Source organism: Peribacillus sp. 05N428, from assembly GCF_056397085.1.
In genome coordinates this window covers 38,599-63,455 of the sequence record NZ_JBFTMS010000028.1, presented here as the reverse complement: position 1 = coordinate 63,455, position 24,857 = coordinate 38,599, and the positions used below count along the sequence as shown (strand labels likewise).

The following is a 24,857-nucleotide window of genomic DNA, read 5'->3' as shown; positions in this document are numbered from 1 at the left end:
TCCACTCCAGGCACTCGCTTTCCGCGGGCGGTCCAGGGAGCCTCCTCGGCGTTCGCCTGCGGGGTCTCCCTTGGCCACGCTTTTCCCGCAGGAGTCTCGTACCTTACGTTCCAATCAGCTGGAACTTCTTTTTTTAGAGATATTGTAGGGAAACTGGCTCTTCTTCTCCAATTCGTATACAGTCTGGCGGTTCCATCAATTTTCCGGCAAAAGGAGTTTCGAATTGCTCTCGCCCCGAACCATAATCTTAAATAAGACTAGTTTATCCTTCATGTTTTTTTACAGTACCCCTTAAAGGATGGAAGAAATTTGCGAGACTCCTGCCGAATAACTGGCTAGCCGAGACCCCACAGCCGTTTATCGGCGAGGAGGCTCGGCAGGCAGTCGGCGGAAAGGGAGCGGATTTCTGGAATCAACTGGAACGGTTTTCAAAGAAAAAAACTGCAGACATTGCTGTAATAGAACTAATGTCCTTCACCCTTTACAAAAATAAAAAAATAATGATAAGTGAAAATAATGAAAAAAAAATGCTAAATTGTTAGTAAGGTTTTATAATGAATTACCTGAATACTATAACATTTGCTGCATTGTAGTAAATGATTATGATATAGGGAAAGGATCAGTATTGGTAATATCAATAATGAGAGGATAGTTTTGTGTGATGCATATATGGCTGATTAGTTTTATTATTTTATTATTGCTATTAATATTTTATACTATTATCCCTACAGTGCTAATTCGTGTATGCAGCCTGGGAATAACCAAAAAAATCAATTCGAATAATGGGATTGCGCTAACCTTCGATGATGGCCCAAACCCTGAATATACGATAAAATTACTGGATCTTTTAAAAGAATATGAGATAAAGGCCACATTTTTTGTTGTGGGCAGTAAGGTGAAAAGTAATCCTGGGATTATTAAAAGAATGCATGAAGAGGGACATACGATAGGAATCCATCATTATCATCATGTTTCAAGTTGGGTCCTATCACCAATTCATCTGCGAAAACAGTTGGAAATGACTGGAAGGGCGATAACGGAATGCACGAATGAAAAGGTGGTTTTTTATAGACCGCCATGGGGCCATTTCAATATCTTCACCCCACTTTTCAGTAAGAAATATAAAGTGATTATGTGGTCCGGCATCTTCGGGGATTGGAAAGTCGAAAATTGCAAAAGCACTCTGCTTGATCAGCTTCGAAGCACTTCGACAGAAGGTTCCATCCTGTTGCTTCATGACTGTGGCGAAACCGTGGGTGCGGATAAAGAGGCGCCAGGCTATATGATTGAAATGTTAAAAATTTACCTGCAGGAGAGTAAGGAAAAAGGAACACACTTTATTTCTTTAAAAGACTTATAACTAATTCCGGGGGTATTATGGATATAGATACGCTTTTACATTTTATTGATTCATATGGATACCTGATCATTTTTCTTTTTTTATTCTTCGGCATTGTGGGCGTGCCTGCTCCAGAAGAATCACTTCTATTTCTAATTGGGGTGCTGGTTGTCCAAGGTAAGCTCTCTATGGGTTTAGCTATGCTGTGTGCAATTCTCGGCGCCTTTATCGGAATGCTTGCAGCTTATGCATGCGGAAAATATGTGGGGTATCCATTTATAAATAAATATGGAAGATTCATTGGGATTACGGCTGAACGCTGGGAGAAAGCAAAGAGAAACTATACGGATAATGCACGAAAAACGTTAGTATTGGGATTTTATATTCCGGGGATGAGGCAAATAAGTCCATATTTTGCAGGAATCTCTTCTATACCCTTTCGGAAATACTTCCTATTTTCCCTATTAGGCACTATATTATGGACCGTCCCTTTTATAGTGGCCGGTTATTATGTGGGGGATGCTTTTAATGTTAATCCCAAATATGTTCCATATTTAGGTGTTGTATTTTTAGTTATTTTTGTTCTATATGTTACTATCAAATACATTAAAAAGAGAAAACAAAGATCCAAAAGTTGAGTCGGCTCCTTATTATAAAACGTCGGAAATGAAAAATCGATTTAAGGAATGTGTTCAACGATATTGTAAGAGGAAGATATCATGAACTATATATTTTGTATTTTCAGAATGATTTCTTAGGAGATGACACATATGAAGAAGATTTTGTTTTTACCTCTCTTTCGAATGCAGTCGGGACATCATCAAGTTGCAGAGGCATTGATGGATATGTTAAAAAAGCATTCAAATGGGATTACTTATAAAAAAATCGATCTAATCAGTTATACCAATACCTCTCTAGAAAAATTCATTGCAAATAGTTATCTGACATGGATCCGTTATGCTCCGGAAACCTATAATCTTGCCTATAAGAACCTGTTTTATGTTCACTCGCCAAAGGAAAGTGTATGTAAATGGTATCAGCAATTATTCATGAATAAGATGGAACGATTGATAGAGGAAGAAAAGCCTGATTTAATTGTGTGTACACACGGTTTCCCTTCATATCTTTTGAGTCAGTTAAAGATGAAAGGGAAGTGCAGCACACCGGTAATAAACGTGTACACGGACTTTTTTATTAATAATGTGTGGGGAAGCGAAGGGATAGATGCCCATTTTCTTCCTAGTCAAGAAGTGAAAGAAAAGCTGATGAGTAAGCGTCAAATACCAAAACAAACGATGATGGTCACTGGCATTCCCGTGCACGAGGAAATCACAAAAAATGCCCGTGTCCAAAGAAACACAGAACGGCCAAAAATTTTGATATCCGGAGGAAATAGCGGTCTGGGAGGGATTTTGAACTTAGGTGATGAGTTAAAGAATTCAACCGACTTTGATTATTTAGTTCTTTGCGGAAATAACAACAAGCTTTATGAAGAAATCAATACATGGAACTTACCTCATATCAAACCATTGCCCTATATCTCATCAAGGTCTGAAATGAATAAGCTATATGAAGAAGTGGACGCAATCGTTACGAAACCGGGCGGTGTCACGATCAGTGAATCATTGCGAAAAAAGCTTCCGATTTTTGTTCATTCCAGACTTCCGGGGCAGGAGGAAATCAATCTGCAGTATCTAAAACAGCAAGGCCTTGTATTTAAACTTAATCAGAAAACGCCTTTTGAAAAACAATTGCTGAGTATATTGAAGGATCAGAAAAAAATGAAAAAATGGAACACATCCATAGAGTCCTATCATAAGGAAATAGAGTTGGAGAAACCTGAGGGAATAGTGGAGGTCATGAAATTGATCCTTAATCTTAATCAAAATGGTACGCCTTCCTATCTAGCCCGACAGCCCAAACTTCTTTATAGCTAAATGCATGGTTTTCCCGCTGGTGAACCTAAAAGGAAGAATGAATACGGAAGGCTGCTGAATTAGCAGCCATCCTATAATGAAAGGTCGGAAGGAAGAGTGACTTTGAAAAAAACATATCTTATGATTTTTTTGATGATGCTGCTTGTGATGGCGGGGGCAGGGTGTTCAAGTGGTGAAACGGAAATGAAGGCGCAATCCGGAGAAAAAGTGGAATTGACGGTTTCCGCAGCTGTAAGTTTGCAAGATGCCTTGAATGATATAAAGAAGTCTTTTGAAAAAGAGAATGCAAATGTGGAAGTTCATTATAACTTTGGAGCCTCTGGAGCTCTTCAGCAACAGATATCCCAAGGTGCACCTGTTGACCTGTTTTTCTCAGCAGCAGAAGATAAATTTGATAAATTAATAGAGGAAGATCTTATTGAAGAGAAGAATGGAATCGATTTAGTCGGCAATGACCTGGTGCTGGTGGTGCCAAAGGATTCCAAAAAGGAAATCGGATCACTGGAAGACCTCACAAAGGCCGATAAAATTTCGATTGGCACTCCAGAGTCTGTACCGGCAGGGCAATATGCGAAACAAACTTTGGAAAACATGAACCTTTTCAAAGAGATTGAAGATCGATTGGTATATGCCAAGGATGTGCGGCAAGTGCTTACATATGTGGAAACGGGAAATGTGGACGCAGGCCTCGTTTATAAAACGGATGCGCTCAACTCATCAAAAGTTGAAATCATGGCAGCAGCCCAGGGAGATTTACATGATCCGATCATATATCCCGTGGGAATGATCCATAACCTGGATCATGCCAAGGAAGCCAAGCTATTCTATGACTATCTCCAAACGGAAGCCTCCATGAAAATCTTTGAAAAATACGGATTTAAGAATTTGAAATAACCGCCAATCCGGTGGCCTCAGTTTGTACACAAAAGGGGTTCGGAAAATATATCTTTCATCAAATGAAGTTCCCAAGCTAACACCCTCAACTCATCAGGTATGGTTTCTAACTAAATGTTATAACAAAGTTGATTGGAGAGAAAGGTGCGAGACTCCTGCGGGAAAAGCGTGTCTAGGAGACCCCGCAGGCGCAAGCCGAGGAGGCTCCCTGACCGCCCGCGGAAAGCGAGTGCCTGTAGCGGAAATCGACGTTCATTGTACAAGCCATAAAAAAATGTAGGCAAACTCGATTTGTTCGAATTTATCTACAGTCTCCAGCCACCAATCTGGTGGTCTTTTTTTTATTCATCCGCAGTAATATTAGGTATATTTTCCTTTATATTGAAACCTCTTCTCGCTTTACACGTAAGAATAAGGACATGCATGTATTCGTCTTTCAATCGCTGCGTAAAGAGGTTTTTGTGACAAAAGAAGGACAGCAAATTACTGTCCTTTGGTTTGACTGCGAATGGTACCATTCTTTTGGAACACGATGTAAAACAATTTAATAGGCAGGTATCCTATAACCCCGCCGAGAGTATTCAGGATCAAATCATCGGTATCAAAACTTCCTAATTCAAATAAAAGCTGAAGAATCTCATAGGTGAAACTAAGACAGAATGTTGCAATCAAGATCGATTTGAGTTGGGAAAACCTTTTTGACAGTAAGGGAAGCATCAAGCCGAAAGGTACAAAGCCGATGATATTCCCCGCTATATTTTCAATCCGGATCGATGGGTTAACATCCGCTAAGAACAGGTAATGGGCAATGGTTTTAAAAGGGATGAAGTTATGGGACCCCCAATAGCGGCCATGGGAAAAACTAATATGACCATTCATTTCGGTAAATGAGAAGGTTTTAAATAAAATGAGCTTTGTAAGGATTAATAGATATAGAACCATAAATAACGATAATACTATTTTTACAAAAATTTTCATGATACAACTCCAATATTAAAGTGGGAAATATTTATCATTTTATCATAAATGGTATATGATGAGTTTAATGTAATAATTTACTATATTTTTTGTTCGAATTACCAAGGAGGGGTAAAACAGTGGAGGAAGCAATAATTGATTTTGTCATTGCGGTCATATTAATTATTGGTTTCGCATACGGTCTCATTAGGCAATTTAGACATTGTGTCAGTATCAGGAAGGGAAATAAGACGGAGTATGTACATTACAAGAGGGAATTGATTGGAAACTATCTGGTTTGCCTATCCTATTCAGGGTTTCTATTTTCTTATATTTTGAATTCATTATTGGCATCCCGTATTATACAGGCTTCATTTATTACAAGTGATCATACTAGTTTTTGCAGTTTCAGTTTTCTTGCCATTCTATTAATCGCCAAATTTGGGATTATTCCTAAGGAAAATGAACAAGTTGGATTACAAGAATACATAGTTGAGAAAGAGGAAATATGAAGAAAATTTCGCTTATCATATTAATCGCATGTATTTCGATCACCTTTCTATTGAATGTTGCCATGCCTGAATTTGCTGGCAAAATGAAACATAATATAAGTTCCATGAATATCCTTTATTCATACAGTGTCACAAAAACATTCTCGGATCAAACCCGTGATACGATCAAAATGGCAACCGTTCCTTCAGGGAAAACAGAGACCAGGGTTGCCGATTTCCGAAGTGATGTTAAGCTTGAAGGCACGCCGCTGAATATTAAAAGTGTAGTGAAAGAGCACTTGAATAAACCTCAAGTGTATACAACTAAGGAAAAGTTAACCGGGCCCGAAAAAGGGTTTTCATACCGGACATATCATCTTACCAAAAATTATGATAAAGGAAGATATACAGTCATCCGAACGAATAAAATAACGGGAAAAGAAAAGGTGTATGCCGGAACTTACTATGAGCCGAGCAGCCAAGATCCTTTCGTAAAATGGTCACGTGATGAAAAATGATGGCTGACTATACGATTTCATGTAAAGTTGAGTGATTATATGGAAAAAACAGTGAAGATCGAGGAATATAACCCTGATTGGGTCGGTGAATATCAACAGGAAAAAGCGAGGATAATGGAGGTTTTAAAGAACGATTCCCTTTGTGTCGAGCATATTGGAAGTACATCCGTCATGGGGTTGGGGGCAAAACCGATTTTGGACATCATGGCTGGCGTCCAACATTTAGCTGAAGTTGACATGTTCATTGAACCGTTGAAATCGATTGGGTATGAATTTGTCCCGCATAAGGAGTTTCCCGAAAGGCGTTTCTTTAGAAAAGGCCAATGGAGAGCGGGGACACACCATTTGCATATCTATAGATTCGGAAGTGAACAGTGGAAGAATCAACTTTCATTCAGGGACTATTTAAGAAGCCATCCTGACGTACGGAAACAATACCAGCAATTAAAAATATCCTTAGCAGAAAAGCATCCTGCAGATATAGTGGGGTACACAAAAGCCAAAGCGCCATTTATCTTAAATGCCATGGAATCAGCAAAAGGCGGTTGACTTCCAAGGTGAAGTTTTGAATTACTTGAAAAATGGTAACGGCAGTGGTTTAAACTGCCGTTTTTGTATGACAATTAGCATGAACTTCGAACAATGAGTTCTGGGGCAAACCGATAAGTAATGTACGGGGCCTGATCCGAATTGGTTATCCGATTCAATAGTAACTCAGCTGTTTTAATTCCCATTTGCTGTATGGGCTGTCCAATTGTCGTGATGGATGGTTCATAAAACTCCGTATAAGCGACATCATCAATGCTGACAATCGCCACTTCCCCGGGAATCGAGATTTTTTGCTTTTTCAAATAGCTAAGGATTTCACGTAATACTAAATCATTTCCTGCCACAATGGCTGTCGGTGGTTTTTCTGCATCGAATATCCGGGCCAGTTTTTCTTGAATTTGGTTTCTGGGTAAAGAATGAATATCATCCTCCCTTACTTCCAAATTATGAGATGCCATCGCTTTTTTAAATCCTTCGATCCTCTCCAACCTTGGTGTGATCGGGATATCAATCGGTAAGGTTAAAAATGCAATGTTTTCGTGTCCTTTTTCAGCCAGCATGGAAACGGCTAAAAAGATTGCAGCATAATTATCTAAAAGAACGGAGTCGGAAGTTACGCCATCAACTAATCGATCGACGAATACCATTGGAATGGAATGATCGATCAAGTAATTATAGACTTTAAAATCATTTCCTACCGGAAAGATGATGATTCCATCCACTTGCGTAGAAACGAGCAAATCAAGGTATTCTTTTTCTTTCTCTGGATCATCGGCAGAGTCACATATGAATACTTTCATGCCGTGATGCTGAAGCTGTTCTTCTACGGTACGAATGATTTCAGTGGATAAAGTATGTAAAATATTAGCTACGAGTATGCCAATGACCTTTGTTTTTTTTACTTTTAAATTCCGGGCATTATCATTGGGACGAAAGTCAAGTTCTTGGATGACTTGCTCGATTCTGTCCTTTGTTTCAGCACTCATATAACGAAAACGCTGGTTAATATATTGAGAAACCGTACTTTTGGAAACACCGGCCTTCTCAGCAACATCTGATATGGTAGTTTTCTTTTTTTTCATGATGTTCTCCTAAAGGATATTATTTCTTGAACTAGAAAGGGTTACCTTCATCATAACAAAGGAGCATGACGATTCCAACGGCAGTTAGCAAAGAAGCAGGAGGAAAGAGGCATTCCGAAGCGAAGGGGCATGAAACCAACTATTTTGAAAGATCAAAATTTGACTTCCATACAAAAAGCGAAGTAAAACAAATGAAATGTAAGCGTTATCCAAAAAGCAACTGGGGTTATTATCCCGGCTGCTTTTTTGTGATGCATGCACATTGGTGTTAAAATAAGGAAATAATAAAACGGAATGTAAATGCGAATTCCTATCAAGGAGGCTTTCATGAGAAAGGTCGAGGTCGTACCATATAAGAAAGAATGGTCCAAGCTATTTCATGATGAATGCCAAAAATTAGAGGATATTTTCGGGCCTGAAATGATGAATGTATACCATATTGGCAGTACGGCCATTCCGGCCATCCATGCCAAGCCTGTAATAGATATTTTGGCAGTGGTGAAAGATGTGGAATGTGTGGCTGACTTTAATAAAGAGATGGAAGAGATGGGGTATGATGCCAGGGGGGAGAACGGAATCGCTGGACGACGGTTTTTTCGTAAAGGCGGGGATGAGAGGACGCACCATATTCACATGTTCCAAAAAGGACATGAAGAAATTGCGCGACACCTCGCTTTTCGAGATTATTTACGGGCACACCCTGATGAAGCACAAGAGTATAGTAGGCTGAAGCAGTGCTTGGCAGCGGAATTCCCAGATAATATTAAAGGATATGTAAACGGGAAAAATGATTTTATCAAAAAGGTCGATGAAAAAGCGAAACATTGGGCGAAGCGTGGTGATCATCATGCTAATGAAGTGGATTAAATGCCAAGTGAATGAGGAAAACAAGCGTTCATTTTCAAAAGCGCAAGAGGGATGGGGACAGTTGCGCCATTGTGCTGGCTTCATCGGTCAAATCGGAGGGTGGAATAGAAATGAACCCTGTGAAGCAGGCATTCTCTCCGTTTGGAAAGATCTCCATTGTTATCAACATTTCATGCAGCATCAGCATGATGAAATTTTCGCCAAGAGTGACCAGGGAAGTACGTATACAAATATTTCCGTCGATATATTCGAGAGCATATCCAATATAGGAACAACGGACATTACGGGTTTTGTTGATAAGGGAAAATTACTTCGAGTGGCTGAATGTTCTGTTGAAAATGTTAAACGAGCCCGTTTTGAGCAGGTGCTAAAAGAGGCAGGGAACAGGGGGATGATACCGGGAATGCTGTCAGGCGCATTCGGTAAAAGGCAAAACGGCAGATATCTGGCCGCATCATTATGGGACAATGAAGATTCACATCAACGGTATGCGGATAAGGAATTGCCTGCACTGATAAACGAACCGGGAGTGAAAGATTCAACCCAGCGCATTTCAGTAAGTTTAATTGAATTGCATCCAAAGTGGGCGGTCATTTAGTATTAAACATTATCAATCTATCAATTTGAACAATCAATGGAGTATTGGATTGTTGCAGTCTTAATGGAATGGCTCTAAGAACATATTCTGCAGAAGGGTGATAACAAATGAAACTAGATTATGATTCACAGTATATCAGGGGCATCTACCTCAATAGAGACCGAATATCTTCGTATGACCATTTTCCTCTTGATCTTCCGGTTATCAGGCACCTTCAGGAAGTTGCTTTTCATCCCAGTGTTACCTATGTCATCGGGGAAAATGGAATGGGGAAGTCCACCTTGCTTGAAGGTATTGCGATTGCGTATGGCTTCAATCCAGAAGGAGGAACGTTGAATTTCAATTTTTCCAATTATGATTCACATTCCAATTTGGACGAATACCTCCGTTTGAAAAAAGGCGTATACAAACCGAAGGATCATTTCTTCTTTAGGGCGGAAACCTTTTATAATTTAGCTACGAATATAGAGGAATTGGACAGGGAGTCATCGTTTGGGTCGAAAATCATCGACTCCTTCGGTGGAAAATCGCTGCACCAGCAATCTCATGGGGAATCGTTTTTTTCTGCTTTTGTAGAACGATTTCAAGGCGATGGATTGTATATCCTCGATGAGCCTGAAGCTGCTTTGTCCCCATTGAGACAAATTTCGATGCTGGCCAGGATAAATGAGCTTGTTCAACAAGGTTCCCAATTCATCATTTCCACCCATTCCCCGATCATCATGGCCTACCCGGATGCTAAAATCCTCCAAATTTCTGATGAGGGAATGAGTGAGGTAACGTTAGAGGAGTCCAATCACTATTTGTTAATGAAACAGTTTTTTGAAGATAAAGATCGGCTGCTGCATCATCTATTTCAATGAGATTTTAGCATCTCCATGAAAGGCAACTAAGGAAAAACCCCGTCTGCACTGCGCATACGGGGTTTTCATTTTTTTGGAATTCCTTGTTGACAGCTTAGGTGTATTACGGGTATAGTACATCTATAGGGTGTATGAACCACTTAGTACATACACACATATCAGGCTTTTTTTTATAAATAGGGGGTGGTTTTAATGAACGTAAATACACGGGAACCGGTATATCTGCAAGTCGTTAGGCATTTTAAAGAACAAATAGCCATTGGTAATTTCGTGGCGGGGCAGGAAATTCCCTCCCGAAGAGAACTGGCGGCTTCACTCAATATAAATCCCAATACCGCTCAAAAAGCGTATAAAGAAATGGAGGAACAGGGCTTGATTCATACAGAACGAAATTTCCCCAGTCAAATCACGACGAATGAAACGATTCTACAGGCTGTAAGGCAGGAATTGATTTTGGCAGCCGTCGATACGTTTGTCGATGCGATTCGTCCGATTAATGTACCGGTTGATGAACTGCTTCGTGTGGTTAAAGAAAAATACTCGGAAGATATAAGGGAGGAGGAAGAACAATGATAGAAGTAAAAAAGATCTCCAAGAATTATGGACGGAAAAAGATCTTGGATGATGTTTCATTTACAGCCAATAAAGGGGAAGTCACTTGTCTGATCGGGATAAATGGTGTCGGTAAAACGACTACACTCAAAGCGATCATGGGCTTGACGCCATATAAAGGTGAAATCCTGATCGATGATCAAAAGATGACAAAGGACAGTTATGAAAAAATCACCTTCATTCCGGACGCACCAACCATGCTTCCGCAAATGACCATTAAACAGGCCATGGTTTTCATGTCGGATTTCTATACGTCCTGGAATCCGGAAAGAGCTAACCAATTAATGGGTTTTTTCAAGCTTAAAGAGGAGAATCGCATTTCGGAATTGTCAAAAGGGAATACAGCTAAGCTCAACCTGATGCTTGGTTTGTCCCTTGACGTCGATTATGTACTGATGGACGAACCATTTTCGGGAATCGATATGTTTAGCCGCGAGCAAATTGCCGATGTCTTTGCGAGCCACCTGATTGAAGATAGAGGAGTCATCATCACGACCCATGAAATCGGTGATATTGAACATTTGATCGATAAGGTCATTTTATTGGATAACGGTACAGTGCTTAAAGAGTTCAATACAGAAGAAATGCGGGAAGAGGAAGGGAAATCGGTAGTCGATGTAATGAGAGAGGTGTATCAATCATGATGCGATATATAAAACTAATGAACTTTGAAATCAACCGTTTCAGTAAAATCTATCTTAGCTTATTGTTGATCACCTTGGTTTCGCAATTTGCCGGCGTGATCATCGTAACGAAGAGCCTTCTTAATGATGCCAGGGATATCATGAAAGAAGAAAGACTATCTGAAGCCGCTTATATTACCAATTATGGAGGCATTGATTTTAACCATATCGCCAATAGCCTCTTGTTTGTAGGACCGATAGCGCTGAGTGCGGTAGCCCTTATTTTTTACATTTTCCTTATTTGGTATCGTGATTGGTTTGGAAAGAATACGTTTATTTATCGTCTATTGATGTTACCGACATCCAGATTATCGATCTACCTTTCAAAAGCTACGTCCATCTTCCTGATGGTATTAGGGTTGATTGCTTTCCAAATCATCATATTACCTATGGAAAATGCACTATTTAATTCGAATGTGCCGGAAGCGCTCTTGAATGAAATGTCAATTTCTACTATCACGATAGCCAATCCGATTTTGTCATTGATCATCCCAAGCACATTCACGCAATTCCTGATTTCCTATGGCATCGGTCTTATGATCATGTCGATATTATTCACGGCGATCATGTTTGAAAGAAGTTTCCGCATAAAAGGAATCATAATGGGCTTGTTATATTGCGGAATCGCTGCGGTGTTGTTTTTAGCTCCACTTTTCGTAATGGAGTTTGGGAATTTCTATTTCTATCCTAATGAATTATTTGGCCTGCTGCTCGCATTAGGAATCATTTTGACAGGATTATCAGTTTGGCTTGGTGCTTGGTTATTGAAAAATCGCGTTACCGTATAACAACTTTAAAGGAGAGTGAACAAGGTGAAACGTTATTTATGCAGCATCATTATTGGAATGGTTGTCATCTTAAGCATCGGGACCTATTATGTCAAAGTAGCTTCCTCCGCTTCCAGCCTTCCAAAGTATACGTTCAAGACACTGGAAGGCAGCGATAAAGAGCTTGATCCGGTGATCATAAATGCTTCGCTTCAAAATGGCAGTAATTTTTATGAACCATTAACAATTGAATCCAATACAACGAAATATGCCAGCGAAAGGTCTTACTTGGAGAACTTAACTGGAAGACAAGATCATCTAATTGAAAGATTGGTAAAAGAACATCGTTCATTTATGCGTGGTAAGGATTCCATTAGTTCTTTATATGAAGACGATGATTTTCTTGCTTACGCTAGGGTGAATAGCGAATATACAAAGAGCGGGAATATGGAGGCAAAGTTTGATATCGGTTTACTGGAGAAGAAGGACGAAGAGGAAACTTCATTCCAAATTGAGCTTCCGAATCAAGGGAGAATCATGAATGCTGATGTCAGGGATGTGCAGTTGGTCCATTCAAAACTACAGGTTTTAACGATGAATGATGTGAATTCCAACAATGAGAAGCAAACGAAAGAAGTTCATCTGTATACGATCGATGTAGCCAATAAAAAAGTCTTGAGCGATAAAACCCTTGTATCTGAAACCTTTACTGACCCAGAACAAGTTGATTTTCAGATGCCAATCGATCTTGCTCCCTCACAGCCAAACAACATGGTATTCATTTCGTTAATTAAAGGGGTAAATCATGAGGATGGCTTTGAGGAAAAACTAAAGGAAAGCAAGCTTTTATCTTATAATTATGAAACGGAAAAAGTAGAAACGGTTAAAAAAGGATCACTTAGCCTGGACATGGCTAGATCAGGATATACAGACGGAAAAAACCTTTATACAGTTGAAATGAAATCAGGTAAATATCGCATTAAAACGTTTGACCTCAGCAGTCAAACGTTAACGAATGACACCGAGCTGGATATAGCTGCTAATAAAGAAGAGCAATATACCGCTGCCTTTAAGAACGGGCGTGTGTACTTCCTATTGAACGGAATGAATCAAGTGGGGAAAACAAACAAGCCTGCCAAACTTCTGATTGCAGATATAAAGACTGGAAAGACTTTATATAAAGGTGAAACAATCATAAATAAAAAGAACAGCAAAAGTTTTGAACTTTATATCGATGACCTGGAAATAAAATAAGGACCAACTATAGCTAGAAGCTGTTAAATAAAAAGGGATATCCTCCAATGGGATATCCCTTTTTCATTTAAATGGAAGCCAAGTTCGTTCTGGCTGTACGTTCCTTCTTGCCGTGCAAGAAGTAGTAAAGGACGGAGGTTAAGATGACCACAACGCCCAAGATGACATAAAGTGTGCTGTAACCTGTTACCGGAATGATGAATCCCAGAATATAAGGGCCGAAGCCAAGTCCTGCATCAAGCATGATAAAGAAGGTGGATGTTGCCATCCCCATTCGGTGAGGCGGTGTCAGTTTAACGGCAATCGCCTGCGAGCTTGATTGCATATTACCGAATCCGAGGCCAATGAGGAAACCAGCTGCCAGTAAAGTGAAACTATTGGTTGTCATACTTAGAAGCAGCAAGCCTACTCCAAAAATAATGAAAGCCGGATACATAATGAAGTTCGATCCTTTCCGGTCCATCAATGGTCCTGAGAAAGGACGTGATAACAATACGGCTACTGCGTACACTACAAAGAAGAAGCTTGCCGTATTGACCAGATTGATTTCAATGGCATAGAAACTGATGAAAGAAAGGACACTGGAATAACAGAAAGCCAATAACAGAGTGATGATGGAAATGGGCAGTGCCTTAGGTTCAATAAAATTGGAAAGCTTGAATCCTTTGCTTTCCGTAACTTTTGCGGTCACTTTCAATGCCGGGACATACAGGAAGAATGCTGTAATCAGGGAGATCACACCTAAAGCCAGGCAGAAACTGAAAATGACTTGGAAGCTTGTATTTTGAGCCATGAACAGACCGATGAAAGGACCGATAGCCGTCGCAAGTGTTGCGCTCATGCTGTAATAGCCGATGCCTTCACCCTTTCGTGTCGGTGGAATGATCTGCGCGACGATAGTACCTGTCGCAGTACTTGCCATCCCCATTGCCATCCCATGGATCAGGCGGTTAACAAGCAGGAAGCCGATTCCAAGGTCCACAAAATAAAGAAGTGTTGTCAAAGTGAAAAAGATCAAACCTATGAATAATGTTTTCTTGCGGCCGATTGAATCAATGAAACGGCCGATGAACAGACGTCCGATCAACGTCCCGATAATAAAAATTCCCGATATGAGTCCGGCTTCGCTTGTAGAAGCATCCAATTCATTAACAGCATAGATGGCAAGTGTCACCATCAGTAAATAAAAGATTAATGTTATGAAAAAATTGATGGACGAAACGATGACAAAGTCCTTCGTCCACAGTCTGGTTCTGGATTGATCCATGTTATTATCTCCTTACTTTATAATGTTATTTCTAATTTCGCCCATGATGCGTATGGCAGCGAGTTGTTCCTCTTCCGTGATCCCTTTCAAGATTTCCTGTTCATATTGATCGATTGTCACGCGGACTTCGCTGTAGACCTTTTTGCCAAGCTCCGTAAGCCGCATCCTTTTCTCGCGTTTATCTTTGCTTGGCACATGCTCGACATACCCCAGCTCTTCCAAGCGGGCAATGGTCCTCGTAATCGTGGGTTTCTCCACGCTTTGGTAATTGGCAAGCTCTACAAGCGTCGCCGAACCATAATTGTTCAAGTAATACAAAATGGACCATTGCGCCCTGTGTAAATCATGCTTATTCAGCTGGATATTAAGATTATTTTCAAACGGCCGGTACAGCAGCAATAATTGCTGAAAGAATTTTTGGAAAGTCTTTATCAGAAACACCTCTTATCAATATATAGTTATCATGAGTAATCGTTACCCTGAGTAACTATAATACCAAAATAAATCCATTCTGTCCACTCGGATTTGTATTGTTTAGTTAAATCAGGTTTTTAGTTAAAATGAATGGGAATATAGGAATAGGAGATGATGTGAAGCATGAATAAATCTATGATCGCGTTAATTGCCGCAGCAACAATGCTAACTGCTTGCAATAATGACAAAGCGGATGAAAACGGGGGGAAATCTGTCCAAACAACCGATGAAAATCAAACCCAAACTGAAAGTGAACAACAAAAACAACCCTCGAAAACAGAAACTCAAACAAGTCCAAAACATGAGAAGTGGTCTTCTTTGCCCGAATATGACAAAATCATCGAGCAAATCGGCAACGAAGACTATACTTTCAATAAGGAAACGGATAACGATGGTAAGCGAGTATTCCTTATTGAATTGAACGGTGAAAAACAATATAAAACCGTTTTCGTCAAAAATACCAATCGCCTGAAAATTATCAAAATAAATGGCGGCGGAGAGATTTATGACGGAATCATAAAATAAGTGGACCTGCGCTTAAACGTTGGTTTTGATAAAGGGGGCGGGGAAATGGCTGCATTACCTCTCGTAGGGGGAGTGGCCGGTCCGGCAACAGGTTGGCGAGATCGCCAGAAAGTTAAAGGGTACCATCCTTTATGCCGACAAGCATCCTTTTGCCGGCGGGAAGGATCATTATGCGGTATATTTCGAAGATTCCGATCGGATGAAGGTCGAACTCGTGGCCCCTTAGCGATAGTTGGCATAGCTATAATGGCGGTTATGTCCATCTTTCCCTTTCTCAGGTTCGGGTTCTGGGTCAAGTGAAAAGGCCTCGATCAATATAAATGCACCGAAAACTTGGGTCCAGCTGCCTAGTAAAAGAATATGTTCTCCCAACCGTACTTTTTCATTTAAAATGAAAATATTTCCCACGGATTCCAAAAATGAACCGGCTGAAATGAGGCCATTTCCCTTAATCTCAAAAGAGCGTGAAATGGTCTCCTCAGTCAGCGATGCCCCGAATGCTTCAATAGCTGCGCCCAGGCCTTGGATTCCACTGCCGATTGCATCGGCTCTAATGCCCTCCTCAACTGAACCACTCAACTGCATACCTATTCCAACTGCATCTGCGATATTGCCAATGGCCTCAAGCCAAGAACCGAATATGAAATAGGTTTCCGTACGTTCATTTTCCGAATTCAGCATTTTCGAACGGCCGATTGCTTGCAGCGAATTTCCAACGGCTTCAATGCCATTCCCTTTGAGGACGAGATCTTTTCCGAGGTCAGTGCTCGTTAAAGTTTGCCGGGTTTGCCCGATTGCACCTACAAGTGTACCGATGCCGAGTAACCATGCTCCTGAAATAAGGAGGTCATCTCCATGAGTGATCATATCTCAAACGCTCCTTAAAAGTGGTTAGATTATATTATTCAGGAAACAGTGTTTGTTTACATATTGCTTTATCACTTAGGGCTCCTGTTGAAAATCACCCATTTATTGGTATAATGACAGCTGGAGGAGATGATATTGACTTTTAACCATTTTTTGCAAATGATTATCGCTGCACTTTTCTTTATGGTTTTTACGTTTTGTACCTGGTATGAAGGAAGCGAAATTGTGGATAAACCTTGGGAATGGAAGTATTCCACGCTTTTCACACACGTAAATGATGAACAGGCGATAGATGCAGTTGATATATCGAATTTCGATCATTTCGTGTATGCCGCAAAATTCAAACCGTTATTTCCACTTCTTATGGTCCTAGCCGCATCGTACATCATCATACTTTCGGGATATATCCTGTTCAAAAGAAGGATTAAAAAAATGGCCCTATTCTTGTTGGGATTTGGTGTCCTTTTTCTGTTTTCAAGTGGTTTTGTATCCCATTCCCCGACTGTTGGAGGAAATATCTTTCAAGCATTTTTTCTGATAGGCGGAATGATAGCGATAATGGCTGCAGCTCTATACTATTACCGGATTCCAAGAGGATTCAATACGTTCTTGAAGTAAGCAAGCTGCCGATGAGGCAGCTTATTTTGTGCAAAATGTTGACACAAAATAACGAAAAATAATAGTCATTTTCGCGAAATTCTTAGATTGAACTTCACTGTAATGTAGTTTATAGTTAAGTCGAAATTTAGTAGACCAGTTGCTATATTACCGGCGATGAACCCCTATCGATTGGATAATCCAGTGATTGAAGAATAAAGCGAAAAGGTGATAATATGTCAGGCAAAATCAAAATTGAACAGCCAAAAATCCCCCAAGACCTAACACAAGCGAACTTTCAGGAAATATATTATCAAGATGAGCCTTATCTTGAGTCCCGTATCATAACCAACTGCACGATCGATAGAGAAAAAATGGACAAAATCGTATTATCACAGATTATTTTTAAAAATGTGACATTCAGTGATGTATCATTCAGGAATATCGAGCTGACGGATGTCATCTTTGATCATTGCGATTTAACGAATGCCGATTTCATGGGCGGCTCGATTCATCGTGTGGAATTCAAAGAGTCCAAACTTTTAGGCATTAACCTGTCTGACGCAAGCTTAGGGAATGTCTTCTTTGAGAATTGCAACCTGAATTTAAGTGCCTTTGGTTATTCCAGTTTAAAGCAAGTGAGGTTCGATCATTGCTCATTGGAAAGTGCTGACTATTATGAGTGTAAATTCATTAAAGTGAAGTTCGAAACATGCAGATTAAATGAAGTGAACTTTTCCCGGACACCGCTCAAGGGAATTGATATTAGCAGTTCTACATTTCAAAGGATTACCGTATCCCCGGAAGATTTAAAAGGCTGCGAAGTTTCCCCGGACCAAGCGATAGTCTTTGCAGCCATGCTGGGACTGAAAATTAAAGAGTGAACCTTTCAATAAGGCTGAAGCAAGGGACCACCGAATTTGGCGGTCCTTTTTGAGTTATTTGTAGTGAAAATAGGCAGAGTGAATAGAATTATATAGATTTTGAAAAGTACGGAATCTTTTGCACCAACGCAGTATTGCTTTACAATATTTGTTAAGTGAAAGGGGGATGGGATGTTGATTATCAAAAGGTCACTTTGTATAGTCATGCCTGGAATGAAATGCGGAATTTTTACGTTGATGTGTTAGGATTTGAGCTCCTATCGCAAACGGATGAAGGTTTTGAAATTAAGGCAGGGGAAAGTATGCTTGAAATCAAAAAATATCATCACAAAGAAAAGCCTTTTTACCATTTTGCCATGAACATTCCGGCCAATTTATTTACTTCGGCAAAAGCATGGGCGAAATCAAAAGTGGAATTGACCAGAGAAGAGGATGATGACGAAGTTAAATTCATTTCGAGGATTTCTTCTTTCATAAACGAGAGATTTGGACACAAAGAAAAGGCGGCATCGCGCAAAGCATAACCGGGCAAGAGTTAGATACTTTTAGGATAAACCGTTTGTACTGTGAAGGAATTAATTATATATTAATCCTTGAGTACATTAATTCATGGATTAAAGTATGATGATAAGAAAAGCCCGGAGGAGACAATCATGAAAAATATCAATACAGAACAAGAATATCGTGAACAAATCAATCAAGAGGGACTGACGGTCGGGATTTTTACGACTACATGGTGCCCGGACTGCAAACGTTTAGACATGTTCATCGATGAGATCACTCAAGAACATCAAGACAAACAGTGGTTTACAATCGATCGTGACGAGTTCCCTGAGATTTCCGAAGAGCAAACGGTAATGGGAATTCCATCACTTTTAGTATTTAAAAATGGGGAAAAGGTTGCGCACCTGCACAGTGCAAATGCTAAAACTCCAGAAGCGGTCAATGAATTTTTAAAAGACCTATAAAAGAAAAGGTGAACCCCCTGGTGCTGTAATGAGGGGTTCATCTTTTTTTTTAGAAATTTTTTCTAGAAATGACTTGATTTCTAAGGTGAAACGGGTTTTAATTATAGATACCTAATATCCATTATGGATATATGATATCCACATATATGCTAAAAGAGGTGAAATGATTTGCAATTAACAAAAGGGGTCGAGCAAGCTATATGCATCATCGTTATACTCTCTACCCAGGATAAAAATGTCCCGCTTTCGTCAAATGAGATTAGCAGGCGATTAGAGGTGTCTCCTTCTTATTTGAAAAAAATCATAAGGAAATTGGTCGTAAAGCAGATAATCACTTCCGTTCCTGGTAATAACGGCGGCCTTACTCTTGCCAAAAGTGTAGATAAGATTAAAAACCTGGAAATTATTGAGGCGATGGAAGGTCCCATTTCGATGTTTCCGGATACAGGACTTATAGAAAAAGCGTTTAAAGATGGAGAGTATGCAGAGAAGGGAATGGACGTCCTCCGTCGGATGTTTTCTCGGGCGGATCAACTTTTAATAGAGTTCTTTTCCAGCCAAACAGTGGCGGATTTGCTTAAAGAAAGCTTTGGCACCACGGACATACCGACTCTTAATTGGAATACCGCGTCATTGAGTGATGTACTGCGTGAAAAGAAAGGTGAAAAGAAGTGAATATGCTTAAACAAGAATGGAAGCTTTTCCTTACAAATCGAAAACTGGTCGGTGTCGCAATCGTTTTACTGTTCGTCCCGATTATTTATGGGGGGTTATTCCTTAGTTCCGCTTGGAATCCATACGGAAATACAGGCAAATTGCCTGTTGCGGTCGTGAATAAGGATGTAAAGGCGGAATATGAGGGGAAAACCTTAACAGTCGGTAATGAGCTAGTCGAGCAATTAAAGGACAATGATGATTTAGAATGGCATTTCGTAACGGAAAAAGCGGCGAAAAAAGGGTTCGATGATGGTACATATTATATGGTCGTCACCATTCCGGAGGACTTTTCAAAAAATGCTTCTACCGTCATGGATGATGAGCCTAAAAAAATGAATCTGACGTATGATGTGAATCCTGGACGCAGTTTCGTTTCTGAAACGGTCGGGAAACAGGCAACGAATAATTTGAAAACGGAAATTGCCGAAAGTGTCACAAAAGAATATGCGGAAGCGATCTTCTCCCAACTGGATGAAATCGGAGAAGGATTCGGCGATGCGGCAGATGGTGCATCAAAGCTGGATGACGGCGCAAAAAAACTGCATGATGGAAACAAAGAAGTGACGGAAAATCTGAATAAGTTAGCTTCGAGTACATTAACTTTTAAAGATGGAGCGAATAAACTCCAAATTGGCGTTGGCGAGTTTATGGAAGGAGCCAACAAGCTTGAAAGTGGCGCGTCGGAATTGAATAAGGGTATTTCACAATATACTTCCGGTGTCGGTCAGTTGCAAAAGGGTGCGAACGAACTCGCATCAGGCACAGGGGAATTAACTAATAATAGTGAAGCACTTATACAAGGTTCTTCCCAGCTTTCCACTGGGCTGGCCAAAGTGGTTCCAGGAGCGCAAACTTTAAATACTGGATTGGCACAAGCGCAAACAGGCAGTGCGAATTTGAATGATGGGTTGAATCAATTATCACAAAATGCAAGCCAGCTGACGGATCAATCGACAGGAATTCCAAAATTGGCAGCAGGTCAGCAGAGTTTAAATGAGGGAATCAATAAACTGGCAGGAGGAAGCCAGGCGCTAAATGACGGCCTGAAAAAAATGGATGGCCAATTGCCCGCAGAAGAACAGCTGAATCAGCTTAAGCAAGGACTGACAAGCATTCAAAGCGGTGTAAATCAATTGCAAGAAGCGGTTCCAGCAGGAAGCAGCGCGTCCGGTACCGTATCCGGCATTACCGAAGACCTCAATAACAGTCAAGCGGCGTTAACGGAACTTCAATCAACGATTGCGAATAATGGTCAGAGCACGATCAATGCCGTTCAAAACACGGAAGCCTTCAAAAGCATGACCAGTGAACAGCAATCAGAAGTAATCGGAGCCATTCAAAATGAACTTCAAAGCCAGGCGGAGGCACAAAAACGAATCGCATCGGCTCTTGCTGCAAGTGTTTCAGACTTATCAACACAATTAACGGATAAGGTAATGCCTGTATTGAATGGATTAGGCCAGCTTCCGGAACAAGTGGCCAATTTAAATAATGCGGTGAATAAAGTCAATCCTAACGCCGTTTCAGCGTTAAGCGGATATACGGCAATAAGGAACGCACTGGAAGAACAATTGATTCCTGGTGCGACCCAATTAAATGGCGGCTTGAATGAAGCTGTAGAAGGCAGCAATCAATTAACGGCGGCAACGCAAAGTTTAAATGAACGGACACCAGAATTAGTGAAGGGGATCAACCAGTTAGCACAAGGCGGTTCCTCGTTAAATAATGGCCTTTCAAAACTAACTGAGGGATCTGGTCAGTTGGTTGATGGAGTTTCACAACTGCAAGCAGGTTCATCCTCCTTTGGGAATGGTCTTGAGAAGTACGCATTCGGTGTTAGCCAAGTTGGCGAAGGGGCAAGCAAATTGGCTAATGGGGCCAATCAACTGGATGCCAACTCAGCGGCCTTGAACGAGGGCTCATCAGCACTTGTTAAAGGCACTGAACAATTGGCAGGCAATCTGCCTACTTTGAGCAATGGAGTCATCCAGCTTGCTGATGGCGCGGGTAAGATCAATGAAGGTTCATCAGCCCTTGCTGAAGGTTCCGGTAAATTGGGTGAGGGAATCTCCTCACTTCAAGATGGATCGGTCGAGCTTTCGGAAAAACTCAGTGATGGTGCAGAAGAAATTAGTGAAAATAAAACAACCGATGATAATTACAGCATGATTGCTGAACCGACACAGGTCAAAGAACAAAAAAGCAGTGACGTGCCGAATTATGGTCATGCACTGGCTCCTTATGTATTGTCTCTTGGGTTATTTGTTGGAGCCATTGCCTTCAATATGGGATTCCCGACAGGCTTGCCTTCTACCAGGCCTACATCAGGAGTGGCATGGTGGTTCAGTAAATTTACGGTCCTATTCATCCAAGCGACGCTTTCTGCATTAGTGTTGGATGCGATCATGATTTGGGGAATGGATTTACAGGTCGAGAATATGGGGCAATTCATTGGGGTTTCCATCCTGACTTCCCTTACGTTCATGTTCATCGTTACCTTCTTGACCGTAGGATTTGGAAATCCAGGTCGTTTATTGGCGATGATATTCCTTGTATTACAGCTAGGTGCAAGCGGAGGAATGTTCCCTGTGGAACTGACCAATAACTTCTTCAGTCATGTTCACCCGTTCATTCCGATGACATACTCTGTCATGGGCTTCCGCCAGGCGATGAGTACGAGCCTTGGGGCGGATGCATTGACAGCAAGTATAGTGTTCCTTACTGGATGCATCATTGTCTTTAATCTGCTGCTATTGCTAACGATGGTCATCAAGAAGCGTAAAGCACATAATATTGAGATGAATGCATAAACAAAAACCCCCGGTGCAATGCGCCGGGGGTTTTTTCATTATGTTGGTTCATTCGTGTCCTTTTCTTTTTCGATGACTTTCAATCCATTTTCCCCTGAATTTTCAATCACATGTTTAAGGATGGATAATTTGTTATCCCAGAATTGATCGTAAAAAGAAAGCCACTGTTTCAATTCCGCTAAAGGTTCCGGCTGAAGCCGAAAGCGTTTCTCTCTTCCTACCTTCCGGCCACTGACCAATTCAGCTTCAGAAAGGATATGAAGATGCTTGGCAATCGCCGTACGGCTCATGGAAAAGTGAGAAGTGATTTCTGAAATGGGTAAATCCCCTTCAGCAAGCAATTGCAGGACCTTTCGGCGGGTTGGGTCGGCGATAGCCTGGAATACATCATGTTTTTCTGAAGCAGACACTTAGCCCTCAACAGCCTTTTTAAGACCTTGATTAACGATTTGTTCCCAGCCATGATTCATTCTATCGCGAATCACTGAGCTTTTTTCGTTCGGTTTCGTAAGAATCGTATCAGGCTCTTTCCAGCCGCCATGAATAAGGGTGAACTCCGTTTTGCCATCCACTTCTTTTAAAAGGAAGGAAATGAACCAACCGTCCGTATCCCAACTGAATGAAAGACGATGAGGAGCATCTAACTCCGTTACCTTACAAGGAGATGGGCCGAAGGGTGATTGCACATGGAACTCATGTCCCACTTTCGGTTGAAAATCATTTGGCATGAACCATGAAGCTATGCCCTCTGCAGTGGAAACTGTATCCCAAACTTTTTGGATAGGTGCTTCAAGAATAACCGTCTTCTTGATATCCTGTAATGTATTTTCCATACTGATTCTCCTTTGTAAGTGAAAATATGAAACCAATTGGTTTTGCTTTGTCGATTATATAAAACCTTTTGGTTTCATGTCAATAATTTGTTTCAAGCGATTCCTTTTTATTCATTGCAGGAGGATTAATTTCCCAACTCTTCGATTTGTTTTGCCAATCCCGTTATATTATCGATTGATTTCATTATCTCTGAATCTTCCAATGCCTTAGGATCAATTTGGCCCTTTTCAATATTATTCAGATATAATTCAATTCCATCTGAAAGCTGTTGATTTGAACTGACGATCTTCTCATGGATGCCTTCAGCGATTTTGGGTGGTTCAGTTGCATTGAATTCTTCAATCTCCGTTTTCATCAATTCCAGTTCTTTTTCAAGATTTGCCCTTGTTTCGGCATTCGTGATGGCGTCCTGTGACATGGCGGGAACCTCATTGGCAAAATCCTGAACGGTATTTACATACTCCGTCGCATCATCTGCATACTCCAATGATGAATTGACTTCTTCTAATGCTGAACATCCGCTTAATGTAAGGATGGACAGCAGAGCAATGGTCATTATTTTTTTCATATGTGCCTCCAATGTGATTTTTTTATAGTAAGGATCAGATGGGCAGAAATCTTTTTTTATAAATTGCTGCAATGGAATTCAGTATGAAGCTGGGAATCTTCTTCGGAAAAAACGACTTCGAATAGAAAAGGTGAAAAGCACTTTTCAAGTCGTGCCACTGATTGCAGGATTTCACTTGCTTAAACCTTGCAACGTCAATGATCTTCACCTTTTTTTCAGAAGTGATGAAGATGTTTCGCAAGTGGATATCCGAAGGATTCAATCCCTCTTTCCTTGCCAATTGCAGCGCATGGTCTATCTCCGCAATGTTTTCTTCCGTAATCGGGATCCCCAATGTTAAACATTCAAAAAGAGTGTTGCCTTCAATGTGATCTATAACCAGGTAATTTACCCCCGCATCATAAAGGGTTGGATAGTATTCGATGGATTGGACGGTTTTGTATATTTCAGCTTCAACTTTAGCTGTATGAGTATGATCCGGGAAAAACACTTTTAGTGCCTTATTGGTGGAATGTATTCGGAAAACATATGCGCTTCGGCCTTTTCCGATCAGTGATAAAGATGGGTCGGCATCGAGCAATACATGCTTTTTATCATCGGAAATCTTAACGCTTTGAGCTAATTCATTATAGTTCTGCATACTTTTCACCTCTATTGTGCAATTTTTCGAATCAAAAAAGACGGTATAACCGATTATTGGTCATACCGTCTTAAATTAAAAGACCTCACCAAATAATCGGCAAGGTCTTGCAAACAACTAAAATCAGTTGCCAATAAAGCCGAGGATTCAATCCTGTACTGACGACTTTATTGTATAGCTACTCCCCTTAACAGAAGGATTCTTATAAGTTATATACAGTAATTATATAGGTTATTGCCTCGATCCGTCAAATATAAGGATCGCGTGCCTACCCTTTATATATATTCGATTTAGG

The 24,857-nt window shown here is 40.6% G+C and carries 31 protein-coding genes and 1 pseudogene; 23 read left to right on the top strand and 9 right to left on the bottom strand.

The annotated features are described in order from the left end of the window. From AC1DIV_RS21450 to modA, 5 genes are all read left to right on the top strand, one after another. Window positions 1-255, top strand: a 255-nt coding sequence (locus AC1DIV_RS21450; RefSeq protein WP_477577404.1) for a hypothetical protein, incomplete at its 5' end; no start/stop codon positions are given. 406 nt (window positions 256-661) lie between these two features. Then, entirely contained in the window at window positions 662-1,360 is a 699-nt protein-coding gene (locus AC1DIV_RS21445) for a polysaccharide deacetylase family protein (RefSeq protein WP_477577407.1), read from the top strand. 17 nt (window positions 1,361-1,377) lie between these two features. Continuing rightward, on the top strand, window positions 1,378-1,977 hold the full coding sequence (locus AC1DIV_RS21440) for a DedA family protein (RefSeq protein ID WP_053536595.1): 600 nt from the start codon (window positions 1,378-1,380) through the stop codon (window positions 1,975-1,977). A gap of 132 nt (window positions 1,978-2,109) precedes the next feature. Then, window positions 2,110-3,276 carry an MGDG synthase family glycosyltransferase gene (locus tag AC1DIV_RS21435; RefSeq protein ID WP_289351173.1) on the top strand — a complete coding sequence of 389 codons (1,167 nt, stop codon included), beginning with the start codon at window positions 2,110-2,112 and terminating at the stop codon, window positions 3,274-3,276. Window positions 3,277-3,378: 102 nt separating this feature from the next. Further along, window positions 3,379-4,170 carry a molybdate ABC transporter substrate-binding protein gene (modA, locus tag AC1DIV_RS21430; RefSeq protein ID WP_477577402.1) on the top strand — a complete coding sequence of 264 codons (792 nt, stop codon included), beginning with the start codon at window positions 3,379-3,381 and terminating at the stop codon, window positions 4,168-4,170. Between the two features lie 483 nt (window positions 4,171-4,653). Here modA and AC1DIV_RS21425 read toward each other — a convergent pair whose 3' ends face one another. After that, window positions 4,654-5,148 (bottom strand): VanZ family protein, encoded by a 495-nt coding sequence (locus tag AC1DIV_RS21425; RefSeq protein ID WP_477577400.1) that lies wholly within the window; start codon window positions 5,146-5,148, stop codon window positions 4,654-4,656. A 119-nt stretch (window positions 5,149-5,267) separates the two neighbouring features. Between AC1DIV_RS21425 and AC1DIV_RS21420 the strand changes: the two genes are divergently transcribed. From AC1DIV_RS21420 to AC1DIV_RS21410, 3 genes are read left to right on the top strand one after another with little or no spacing between them, the layout of a single operon-like run. Further along, window positions 5,268-5,639 (top strand): hypothetical protein, encoded by a 372-nt coding sequence (locus AC1DIV_RS21420; protein ID WP_477577398.1) that lies wholly within the window; start codon window positions 5,268-5,270, stop codon window positions 5,637-5,639. After that, complete coding sequence (locus tag AC1DIV_RS21415) at window positions 5,636-6,136, top strand: hypothetical protein (RefSeq protein ID WP_340877821.1); 501 nt, start codon at window positions 5,636-5,638, stop codon at window positions 6,134-6,136. Before AC1DIV_RS21420 ends, AC1DIV_RS21415 begins: the two co-directional genes overlap by 4 nt. A 39-nt stretch (window positions 6,137-6,175) precedes the next feature. Next, a complete protein-coding gene (locus AC1DIV_RS21410) occupies window positions 6,176-6,685 on the top strand; it encodes a GrpB family protein (protein WP_340877820.1) in 510 nt (169 codons plus the stop codon). Between the two features lie 74 nt (window positions 6,686-6,759). On the opposite strand, the gene AC1DIV_RS21405 is transcribed toward AC1DIV_RS21410, so the two are convergent. Further along, window positions 6,760-7,767 (bottom strand): LacI family DNA-binding transcriptional regulator, encoded by a 1,008-nt coding sequence (locus AC1DIV_RS21405; RefSeq protein ID WP_477577396.1) that lies wholly within the window; start codon window positions 7,765-7,767, stop codon window positions 6,760-6,762. A gap of 327 nt (window positions 7,768-8,094) precedes the next feature. Here AC1DIV_RS21405 and AC1DIV_RS21400 point away from each other — a divergent pair, with 327 nt between their 5' ends. From AC1DIV_RS21400 to AC1DIV_RS21370, 7 genes are all read left to right on the top strand, one after another. Continuing rightward, the gene (locus AC1DIV_RS21400) at window positions 8,095-8,634 is read left to right on the top strand and encodes a GrpB family protein (RefSeq protein ID WP_477577394.1); all 540 of its coding nucleotides are present in this window, start codon (window positions 8,095-8,097) and stop codon (window positions 8,632-8,634) included. Then, window positions 8,621-9,232, top strand: a complete 612-nt coding sequence (locus AC1DIV_RS21395; protein ID WP_477577393.1) for a YdbC family protein — start codon at window positions 8,621-8,623, stop codon at window positions 9,230-9,232. Before AC1DIV_RS21400 ends, AC1DIV_RS21395 begins: the two co-directional genes overlap by 14 nt. Before the next feature lie 107 nt (window positions 9,233-9,339). Beyond that, the gene (locus AC1DIV_RS21390) at window positions 9,340-10,095 is read left to right on the top strand and encodes an AAA family ATPase (protein WP_336865135.1); all 756 of its coding nucleotides are present in this window, start codon (window positions 9,340-9,342) and stop codon (window positions 10,093-10,095) included. A 192-nt stretch (window positions 10,096-10,287) separates the two neighbouring features. Next, on the top strand, window positions 10,288-10,668 hold the full coding sequence (locus tag AC1DIV_RS21385) for a GntR family transcriptional regulator (RefSeq protein ID WP_477577391.1): 381 nt from the start codon (window positions 10,288-10,290) through the stop codon (window positions 10,666-10,668). After that, window positions 10,665-11,351 carry an ABC transporter ATP-binding protein gene (locus tag AC1DIV_RS21380; RefSeq protein WP_034310708.1) on the top strand — a complete coding sequence of 229 codons (687 nt, stop codon included), beginning with the start codon at window positions 10,665-10,667 and terminating at the stop codon, window positions 11,349-11,351. Before AC1DIV_RS21385 ends, AC1DIV_RS21380 begins: the two co-directional genes overlap by 4 nt. After that, window positions 11,348-12,178: a hypothetical protein gene (locus AC1DIV_RS21375; RefSeq protein WP_477577389.1), complete on the top strand. Its 831-nt coding sequence runs from the start codon at window positions 11,348-11,350 to the stop codon at window positions 12,176-12,178. Before AC1DIV_RS21380 ends, AC1DIV_RS21375 begins: the two co-directional genes overlap by 4 nt. 24 nt (window positions 12,179-12,202) lie before the next feature. Continuing rightward, window positions 12,203-13,411 carry a hypothetical protein gene (locus tag AC1DIV_RS21370; RefSeq protein WP_323598568.1) on the top strand — a complete coding sequence of 403 codons (1,209 nt, stop codon included), beginning with the start codon at window positions 12,203-12,205 and terminating at the stop codon, window positions 13,409-13,411. 67 nt (window positions 13,412-13,478) lie between these two features. Here AC1DIV_RS21370 and AC1DIV_RS21365 read toward each other — a convergent pair whose 3' ends face one another. Together AC1DIV_RS21365 and AC1DIV_RS21360 are read right to left on the bottom strand one after the other, a co-directional pair. Beyond that, window positions 13,479-14,678 carry an MFS transporter gene (locus AC1DIV_RS21365; RefSeq protein WP_477577387.1) on the bottom strand — a complete coding sequence of 400 codons (1,200 nt, stop codon included), beginning with the start codon at window positions 14,676-14,678 and terminating at the stop codon, window positions 13,479-13,481. Between the two features lie 12 nt (window positions 14,679-14,690). Beyond that, the gene (locus tag AC1DIV_RS21360; protein WP_048686687.1) at window positions 14,691-15,110 is read right to left on the bottom strand and encodes a MarR family winged helix-turn-helix transcriptional regulator; all 420 of its coding nucleotides are present in this window, start codon (window positions 15,108-15,110) and stop codon (window positions 14,691-14,693) included. A gap of 165 nt (window positions 15,111-15,275) precedes the next feature. Here AC1DIV_RS21360 and AC1DIV_RS21355 point away from each other — a divergent pair, with 165 nt between their 5' ends. After that, window positions 15,276-15,677: a hypothetical protein gene (locus tag AC1DIV_RS21355; protein WP_477577385.1), complete on the top strand. Its 402-nt coding sequence runs from the start codon at window positions 15,276-15,278 to the stop codon at window positions 15,675-15,677. Between the two features lie 82 nt (window positions 15,678-15,759). Beyond that, window positions 15,760-15,903 (top strand): annotated as a pseudogene (locus AC1DIV_RS21350) (VOC family protein); the annotation flags it as partial. Here AC1DIV_RS21350 and AC1DIV_RS21345 read toward each other — a convergent pair. Continuing rightward, the gene (locus tag AC1DIV_RS21345) at window positions 15,900-16,544 is read right to left on the bottom strand and encodes a DUF6944 family repetitive protein (RefSeq protein WP_340877808.1); all 645 of its coding nucleotides are present in this window, start codon (window positions 16,542-16,544) and stop codon (window positions 15,900-15,902) included. The pseudogene AC1DIV_RS21350 and the gene AC1DIV_RS21345 sit on opposite strands and share 4 nt — an antisense overlap. Window positions 16,545-16,679: 135 nt before the next feature. Between AC1DIV_RS21345 and AC1DIV_RS21340 the strand changes: the two genes are divergently transcribed. From AC1DIV_RS21340 to AC1DIV_RS21315, 6 genes are all read left to right on the top strand, one after another. Next, on the top strand, window positions 16,680-17,162 hold the full coding sequence (locus AC1DIV_RS21340) for a DUF4306 domain-containing protein (protein ID WP_323598563.1): 483 nt from the start codon (window positions 16,680-16,682) through the stop codon (window positions 17,160-17,162). A 215-nt stretch (window positions 17,163-17,377) separates the two neighbouring features. Then, the gene (locus AC1DIV_RS21335; RefSeq protein ID WP_053536578.1) at window positions 17,378-18,025 is read left to right on the top strand and encodes a pentapeptide repeat-containing protein; all 648 of its coding nucleotides are present in this window, start codon (window positions 17,378-17,380) and stop codon (window positions 18,023-18,025) included. Between the two features lie 155 nt (window positions 18,026-18,180). Further along, window positions 18,181-18,549 carry a VOC family protein gene (locus AC1DIV_RS21330; RefSeq protein WP_477577384.1) on the top strand — a complete coding sequence of 123 codons (369 nt, stop codon included), beginning with the start codon at window positions 18,181-18,183 and terminating at the stop codon, window positions 18,547-18,549. 81 nt (window positions 18,550-18,630) lie between these two features. After that, window positions 18,631-18,993 (top strand): thioredoxin family protein, encoded by a 363-nt coding sequence (locus AC1DIV_RS21325; protein WP_371748549.1) that lies wholly within the window; start codon window positions 18,631-18,633, stop codon window positions 18,991-18,993. Between the two features lie 168 nt (window positions 18,994-19,161). After that, the gene (locus AC1DIV_RS21320) at window positions 19,162-19,668 is read left to right on the top strand and encodes an RrF2 family transcriptional regulator (RefSeq protein WP_034310735.1); all 507 of its coding nucleotides are present in this window, start codon (window positions 19,162-19,164) and stop codon (window positions 19,666-19,668) included. 2 nt (window positions 19,669-19,670) lie between these two features. After that, entirely contained in the window at window positions 19,671-22,520 is a 2,850-nt protein-coding gene (locus AC1DIV_RS21315; RefSeq protein WP_340878602.1) for a YhgE/Pip domain-containing protein, read from the top strand. A gap of 38 nt (window positions 22,521-22,558) precedes the next feature. Here the strand turns inward: AC1DIV_RS21315 and AC1DIV_RS21310 are convergent, their stop codons facing one another. The 4 genes from AC1DIV_RS21310 to AC1DIV_RS21295 form a co-directional block, all read right to left on the bottom strand. Further along, on the bottom strand, window positions 22,559-22,930 hold the full coding sequence (locus tag AC1DIV_RS21310; RefSeq protein ID WP_264639654.1) for an ArsR/SmtB family transcription factor: 372 nt from the start codon (window positions 22,928-22,930) through the stop codon (window positions 22,559-22,561). Continuing rightward, on the bottom strand, window positions 22,931-23,359 hold the full coding sequence (locus tag AC1DIV_RS21305; RefSeq protein ID WP_095391274.1) for an SRPBCC family protein: 429 nt from the start codon (window positions 23,357-23,359) through the stop codon (window positions 22,931-22,933). It abuts the gene before it with no gap. Between the two features lie 119 nt (window positions 23,360-23,478). After that, on the bottom strand, window positions 23,479-23,922 hold the full coding sequence (locus AC1DIV_RS21300) for a DUF6376 family protein (protein ID WP_034310742.1): 444 nt from the start codon (window positions 23,920-23,922) through the stop codon (window positions 23,479-23,481). Window positions 23,923-23,956: 34 nt separating this feature from the next. Further along, entirely contained in the window at window positions 23,957-24,562 is a 606-nt protein-coding gene (locus AC1DIV_RS21295; RefSeq protein WP_057279117.1) for a protein kinase family protein, read from the bottom strand. Between the last annotated feature and the right edge of the window lie 295 nt (window positions 24,563-24,857).

Coding starts and splice junctions, on each gene's coding strand:
- AC1DIV_RS21345 (WP_340877808.1), bottom strand. CDS start 16,544: ATGATCACTCATGGAGATGACCTCCTTATTTCAGGAGCATGGTTACTC.
- AC1DIV_RS21395 (WP_477577393.1), top strand. CDS start 8,621: ATGAAGTGGATTAAATGCCAAGTGAATGAGGAAAACAAGCGTTCATTT.
- AC1DIV_RS21380 (WP_034310708.1), top strand. CDS start 10,665: ATGATAGAAGTAAAAAAGATCTCCAAGAATTATGGACGGAAAAAGATC.
- AC1DIV_RS21405 (WP_477577396.1), bottom strand. CDS start 7,767: ATGAAAAAAAAGAAAACTACCATATCAGATGTTGCTGAGAAGGCCGGT.
- AC1DIV_RS21415 (WP_340877821.1), top strand. CDS start 5,636: ATGAAGAAAATTTCGCTTATCATATTAATCGCATGTATTTCGATCACC.
- AC1DIV_RS21355 (WP_477577385.1), top strand. CDS start 15,276: ATGAATAAATCTATGATCGCGTTAATTGCCGCAGCAACAATGCTAACT.
- AC1DIV_RS21435 (WP_289351173.1), top strand. CDS start 2,110: ATGAAGAAGATTTTGTTTTTACCTCTCTTTCGAATGCAGTCGGGACAT.
- AC1DIV_RS21400 (WP_477577394.1), top strand. CDS start 8,095: ATGAGAAAGGTCGAGGTCGTACCATATAAGAAAGAATGGTCCAAGCTA.
- AC1DIV_RS21335 (WP_053536578.1), top strand. CDS start 17,378: ATGTCAGGCAAAATCAAAATTGAACAGCCAAAAATCCCCCAAGACCTA.
- AC1DIV_RS21440 (WP_053536595.1), top strand. CDS start 1,378: ATGGATATAGATACGCTTTTACATTTTATTGATTCATATGGATACCTG.
- AC1DIV_RS21315 (WP_340878602.1), top strand. CDS start 19,671: ATGCTTAAACAAGAATGGAAGCTTTTCCTTACAAATCGAAAACTGGTC.
- AC1DIV_RS21375 (WP_477577389.1), top strand. CDS start 11,348: ATGATGCGATATATAAAACTAATGAACTTTGAAATCAACCGTTTCAGT.
- AC1DIV_RS21300 (WP_034310742.1), bottom strand. CDS start 23,922: ATGAAAAAAATAATGACCATTGCTCTGCTGTCCATCCTTACATTAAGC.
- AC1DIV_RS21365 (WP_477577387.1), bottom strand. CDS start 14,678: ATGGATCAATCCAGAACCAGACTGTGGACGAAGGACTTTGTCATCGTT.
- AC1DIV_RS21425 (WP_477577400.1), bottom strand. CDS start 5,148: ATGAAAATTTTTGTAAAAATAGTATTATCGTTATTTATGGTTCTATAT.
- AC1DIV_RS21295 (WP_057279117.1), bottom strand. CDS start 24,562: ATGCAGAACTATAATGAATTAGCTCAAAGCGTTAAGATTTCCGATGAT.
- AC1DIV_RS21445 (WP_477577407.1), top strand. CDS start 662: ATGCATATATGGCTGATTAGTTTTATTATTTTATTATTGCTATTAATA.
- AC1DIV_RS21385 (WP_477577391.1), top strand. CDS start 10,288: ATGAACGTAAATACACGGGAACCGGTATATCTGCAAGTCGTTAGGCAT.
- AC1DIV_RS21410 (WP_340877820.1), top strand. CDS start 6,176: ATGGAAAAAACAGTGAAGATCGAGGAATATAACCCTGATTGGGTCGGT.
- AC1DIV_RS21390 (WP_336865135.1), top strand. CDS start 9,340: ATGAAACTAGATTATGATTCACAGTATATCAGGGGCATCTACCTCAAT.